The following is a 5790-nucleotide window of genomic DNA, read 5'->3' on the forward strand; positions in this document are numbered from 1 at the left end:
ATGTTGTATTCTAGGTGTATACTTTGATTTTACAATGTTTGTCTAAAAAATATTTCAAAAAAAGGTTTCATAAAGTTTGGAGTGTAAGGAATTGTTTTCTACTTTTGCACCCGCTTTACCACTAAAGGGCACGTTTAAAGAAGGGTGTTTTGCGTAGGGCGGAAGAGCGATCTTTGAAGGAACTGAAATAACAACATTATAGAGTGTAGTACACAATTTGGGTTTTTATTAAATTAAATATCCGGAAAAAAGCTAGAGATAGTTAAAAAAGGTGCTACCGTCAATTACTATTACCCAATAGTAAAGAAAGCTTGAACAGGATCAAAAGGTTTAAAAAAAGAATATACAAAGAAGAGTTTGATCCTGGCTCAGGATGAACGCTAGCGATAGGCCTAACACATGCAAGTCGAGGGGCAGCATAGGGTAGCAATACTTTGATGGCGACCGGCGCACGGGTGAGTAACGCGTATGCAACCTACCTATAACAGGGGAATAACCCGGAGAAATTCGGACTAATACCGCATAAAACAGGGGCTCCGCATGGAGATATTTGTTAAAGATTTATCGGTTATAGATGGGCATGCGTTCCATTAGCCAGTTGGTGAGGTAACGGCTCACCAAAGCAACGATGGATAGGGGAACTGAGAGGTTTGTCCCCCACACTGGAACTGAGACACGGACCAGACTCCTACGGGAGGCAGCAGTGAGGAATATTGGTCAATGGGCGAGAGCCTGAACCAGCCAAATCGCGTGAAGGAAGACTGCCTTATGGGTTGTAAACTTCTTTTATACAGGAATAAAAAGAGTTACGTGTAACTTATTGCATGTACTGTATGAATAAGCATCGGCTAACTCCGTGCCAGCAGCCGCGGTAATACGGAGGATGCGAGCGTTATCCGGATTTATTGGGTTTAAAGGGTGCGCAGGCGGGAACTTAAGTCAGCGGTGAAATCTCGACGCTTAACGTCGAAACTGCCGTTGAAACTGGGTTTCTTGAGTATAGATGAAGTAGGCGGAATTCGTTGTGTAGCGGTGACATGCTTAGATATAACGAGGAACTCCGATTGCGTAGGCAGCTTACTAAGCTATAACTGACGCTCAAGCACGAAAGCGTGGGGATCAAACAGGATTAGATACCCTGGTAGTCCACGCCGTAAACGATGATTACTAGTTGTATGCGATATACCGTATGTGACTAAGCGAAAGCGATAAGTAATCCACCTGGGGAGTACGCCGGCAACGGTGAAACTCAAAGGAATTGACGGGGGCCCGCACAAGCGGAGGAACATGTGGTTTAATTCGATGATACGCGAGGAACCTTACCCGGGCTTGAAATGCAGAAGAATAACGTTGAAAGATGTTAGCCAGCAATGGCTTCTGTGTAGGTGCTGCATGGTTGTCGTCAGCTCGTGCCGTGAGGTGTCGGCTTAAGTGCCATAACGAGCGCAACCCACATTGTTAGTTACTAACAGGTCAAGCTGAGGACTCTAACAAGACTGCCGTCGTAAGATGCGAGGAAGGTGTGGATGACGTCAAATCAGCACGGCCCTTACGTCCGGGGCGACACACGTGTTACAATGGGTGGTACAAAGGGCAGCTACTTGGTGACAAGATGCTAATCTCCAAAGCCACTCCCAGTTCGGATCGGAGTCTGCAACTCGACTCCGTGAAGCTGGATTCGCTAGTAATCGCGCATCAGCCATGGCGCGGTGAATACGTTCCCGGGCCTTGTACACACCGCCCGTCAAGCCATGGAAGCTGGGGGTATCTGAAGTGCGTAACCGCAAGGAGCGTCCTAGGGTAAAACCGGTGACTGGGGCTAAGTCGTAACAAGGTAGCCGTACCGGAAGGTGCGGCTGGAACACCTCCTTTCTGGAGATGCTGTTCGAGCAAGGTAGACCTTTTTAAGAAAGGTACTACACTCTTAAATGATGTTGTTGTTTTAAGATATATATTCAGTTGACAATTGAAAGTTGACAATTGACAGCGTAAAATCTGTCCACTGTCCATTCTCCGCTGTCCACTGGAACCAAGAGAAACCAAGAAGCTGTATAATCAGTTTCAGGCAATTTGCCAGTCCTATAGCTCAGTTGGTTAGAGCGCTACACTGATAATGTAGAGGTCGGCAGTTCAACTCTGCCTGGGACTACAACAACGCAGAGGCGTTGCAATTAATAATTAACAGTTAACAATTAACAATAACGGTAAAAACCGGTTCTTAATTATTAATTTTTCATTATTAATTACCTTACGGGGGATTAGCTCAGCTGGCTAGAGCACCTGCCTTGCACGCAGGGGGTCAACGGTTCGAATCCGTTATTCTCCACTACTCAATTGAAAGTAGACAATTGAGAGTTGAAAGTTTAAAAATTTTCCACTTTCCATTTTCCACTCTCCATTAGAGAACGATCTTTGACATGATGTAAAAAAAGAGCAAGTAAAGTTAGATTATAAAAATAATCTATCAAACCCTGCTAATAAACTACCTTCGGGTACTTTATTAGATAGAAAAAAGAAAGTAGGAAAGGGCACATGGGGGATGCCTAGGCTCTCAGAGGCGAAGAAGGACGTGATAAGCTGCGATAAGCTACGGGAAGGTGCAAATAACCCTTGATCCGTGGATTTCCGAATGGGGCAACCCAATATCCGAAGAGGATATTACACTATGTATGTAGTGAGCAAACGCGGGGAACTGAAACATCTAAGTACCCGTAGGAAAAGAAAATAAAAATGATTCCCAAAGTAGTGGCGAGCGAAATGGGAAAAGCCCAAACCGGTATTGTTTAGGCAATATCGGGGTTGTAGGACTGCGCCGTGGCAAGAAATATTTGAAGTAGAACGTTTTGGAAAGAGCGATCACAGAGGGTGATAATCCCGTATACGAATCAGATATGAAGCCTAGCAGACTCCTGAGTAGCGCGGGACACGAGAAATCCTGTGTGAATCTGCCGGGACCATCCGGTAAGGCTAAATACTCCTGAGAGACCGATAGTGAACCAGTACCGTGAGGGAAAGGTGAAAAGCACCTCGAACAGAGGAGTGAAAGAGACCCTGAAACCATGTGCCTACAAGCGGTCGGAGCATTAAATTGTGACGGCGTGCCTTTTGCATAATGAACCTACGAGTTACTCTTACTGGCAAGGTTAAGTACAATGATGTACGGATCCGAAGCGAAAGCAAGTCTTAACAGGGCGCTTTAGTCAGTAGGAGTAGACGCGAAACCAAGTGATCTACCCTTGGGCAGGTTGAAGTTTGGGTAACACCAAATGGAGGACCGAACCGGTAAGCGTTGAAAAGCTTTCGGATGACCTGAGGGTAGGGGTGAAAGGCTAATCAAACTTGGAGATAGCTCGTACTCCCCGAAATGCATTTAGGTGCAGCCTCGGCTTATAACTTATGTCAGGTAGAGCGACTGATTGGATGCGAGGGCTTCGCCGCCTATCAAGTCCAGATAAACTCCGAATGGGCATAAGATTTTACCGGGAGTGAGGGCATGGGTGCTAAGGTCCATGTCCGAGAGGGAAAGAACCCAGACCATCAGCTAAGGTCCCCAAATACATGTTCAGTTGAATTAACGAAGTATGACTACTAAGACAGCTAGGATGTTGGCTTGGAAGCAGCCATTCATTTAAAGAGTGCGTAACAGCTCACTAGTCGAGTGGTCGTGCGTGGATAATAATCGGGCATAAACATGTTACCGAAGCTATGGGATAAAATATTATCGGTAGGGGAGCATTCTACTCGGCGTTGAAGGCGTACCGTCAGGTATTCTGGAGCGTGTAGAAAAGCAAATGTAGGTATAAGTAACGATAAAGGAGGTGAGAAACCTCCTCGCCGAAAGACTAAGGTTTCCTGATCAACGCTAATCGGATCAGGGTAAGTCGGACCCTAAGGTGTAGCCGAACGGCGAAGCCGATGGAAGAACCGGTTAATATTCCGGTACTGTTATACAGAGTTATGTGGGGACGCAGGAGTGACACTGCTGCCAAGTGACGGATTACTTGGTTAAAGGAAGTAGACGTAGACGAGGGTAGGCAAATCCGCCCTTGGAGTTGAAACTGATAGTACTACAATCCTTCGGGAGCGTAGATAATGCAGGTAAACAGACTGCCTAGAAAAACCGCTAAACGCTAATCTGTATAGCAACCGTACCACAAACGGACACACGTAGTCGGGTTGAAAATACTAAGGCGCTCGAGCGATTCACAGTTAAGGAATTAGGCAAAATGACCCTGTAACTTCGGGATAAAGGGTGCCAGCTGGAAGGCTGGCCGCAGAGAATAGGTCAAGGCAACTGTTTAACAAAAACACATGGCTATGCAAATTTGAAAGAAGAAGTATATAGCCTGACACCTGCCCGGTGCTGGAAGGTTAAGAGGAGATGTCATGAGCAATCAGAAGCATTGAATTGAAGCCCCAGTAAACGGCGGCCGTAACTATAACGGTCCTAAGGTAGCGAAATTCCTTGTCGGGTAAGTTCCGACCTGCACGAATGGTGTAATGATCTTGACACTGTCTCAACTGTGATCTCGGTGAAATTGTAGTATCGGTGAAGATGCCGATTACCCGCGATGGGACGAAAAGACCCCGTGAACCTTTACTATAGCTTTACATTGATTCTGGGCACTTGATGTGTAGGATAGGCCGGAGGCTATGAAGCGGGTACGCTAGTACTTGTGGAGCCACCCTTGAAATACGGCCCTTTAATTGTTTGGAATCTAACCTGCGGATGCAGGAACAGTGTATGGTGGGTAGTTTGACTGGGGTGGTCGCCTCCAAAAGAGTAACGGAGGCTTCTAAAGGTGTGCTCAGGACGATTGGTAACCGTTCGTAGAGTGTAATGGTATAAGCACGCTTGACTGAGAGACCCACAAGTCGATCAGGTAGGAAACTAGAGCATAGTGATCCGGTGGTTTCAGTATGGAATGGCCATCGCTCAAAGGATAAAAGGTACTCCGGGGATAACAGGCTGATCATTCCCAAGAGCTCATATCGACGGAATGGTTTGGCACCTCGATGTCGGCTCGTCACATCCTGGGGCTGGAGCAGGTCCCAAGGGTTGGGCTGTTCGCCCATTAAAGTGGCACGCGAGCTGGGTTCAGAACGTCGTGAGACAGTTCGGTCTCTATCTATCGTGGGCGCAGGATATTTGCGGAGATCTGACACTAGTACGAGAGGACCGTGTTGGACGGACCCCTGGTCTACCGGTTGTTCCGCCAGGAGCATCGCCGGGTAGCTAAGTCCGGATTGGATAAGTGCTGAAAGCATCTAAGTACGAAGCCGACTTCAAGATAAGATATCCATTAAGGGTGGTTGTAGACTACGACCTAGATAGGCTACAGGTGTAAAGGCAGCAATGTCATAGCCGAGTAGTACTAATTGCCCGGACGCTTTCAATGGTGCCAGTAGACTCACCGTAGAAAACTGGCACCGAACAACAAACCAGAGGTTTGCTATATTAGGAATATAAGTTAACGATACTCGCTCTTTTACATCAGTCAATATAGTTGACAGTTGAAAGTTGACAGTTACATATAAAACATTGTCCACTATCAACTATCCACTATAAAAAGCATTCAGGTGGTTATAACACCGGGGCTCCACCTCTTCCCATTCCGAACAGAGAAGTTAAGCCCGGTCGTGCCGATGGTACTGCGCAAGTGGGAGAGTAGGTTACCGCCGTTTTAAGAAGAGAAGTCCTTCACTAGTGTAGTGAGGGACTTTTTTTGTTTGGGTATGTGAGGAATAGGCATACCGCATCTAGATACATACTGATAGCGCCATGAGAAA

The 5790-nt window shown here is 46.5% G+C and carries 2 tRNA genes and 3 rRNA genes; all 5 read left to right on the plus strand.

The features are described from left to right. Window positions 1-345 precede the first annotated feature (345 nt). The 5 genes from HMPREF9455_RS00005 (at window position 346) to rrf (ending at window position 5685) form a co-directional block, all read left to right on the plus strand. A 16S ribosomal RNA gene (locus HMPREF9455_RS00005) occupies window positions 346-1872 on the plus strand. A gap of 203 nt (window positions 1873-2075) precedes the next feature. Then, a tRNA-Ile gene (locus tag HMPREF9455_RS00010) sits at window positions 2076-2149 on the plus strand. A 103-nt stretch (window positions 2150-2252) separates the two neighbouring features. Beyond that, window positions 2253-2326 (plus strand) — tRNA-Ala (locus tag HMPREF9455_RS00015). Window positions 2327-2512: 186 nt separating this feature from the next. Next, a 23S ribosomal RNA gene (locus tag HMPREF9455_RS00020) occupies window positions 2513-5399 on the plus strand. Window positions 5400-5576: 177 nt separating this feature from the next. Beyond that, window positions 5577-5685: ribosomal RNA gene (rrf, locus tag HMPREF9455_RS00025) — 5S ribosomal RNA — on the plus strand. Together the 16S, 23S and 5S rRNA genes with 2 tRNA genes alongside form the textbook arrangement of a ribosomal RNA operon. Window positions 5686-5790: the final 105 nt, after the last annotated feature.

Origin of the sequence: Dysgonomonas gadei ATCC BAA-286, assembly GCF_000213555.1 — a bacterium.
In the GTDB taxonomy this organism is placed as follows: domain Bacteria; phylum Bacteroidota; class Bacteroidia; order Bacteroidales; family Dysgonomonadaceae; genus Dysgonomonas; species Dysgonomonas gadei.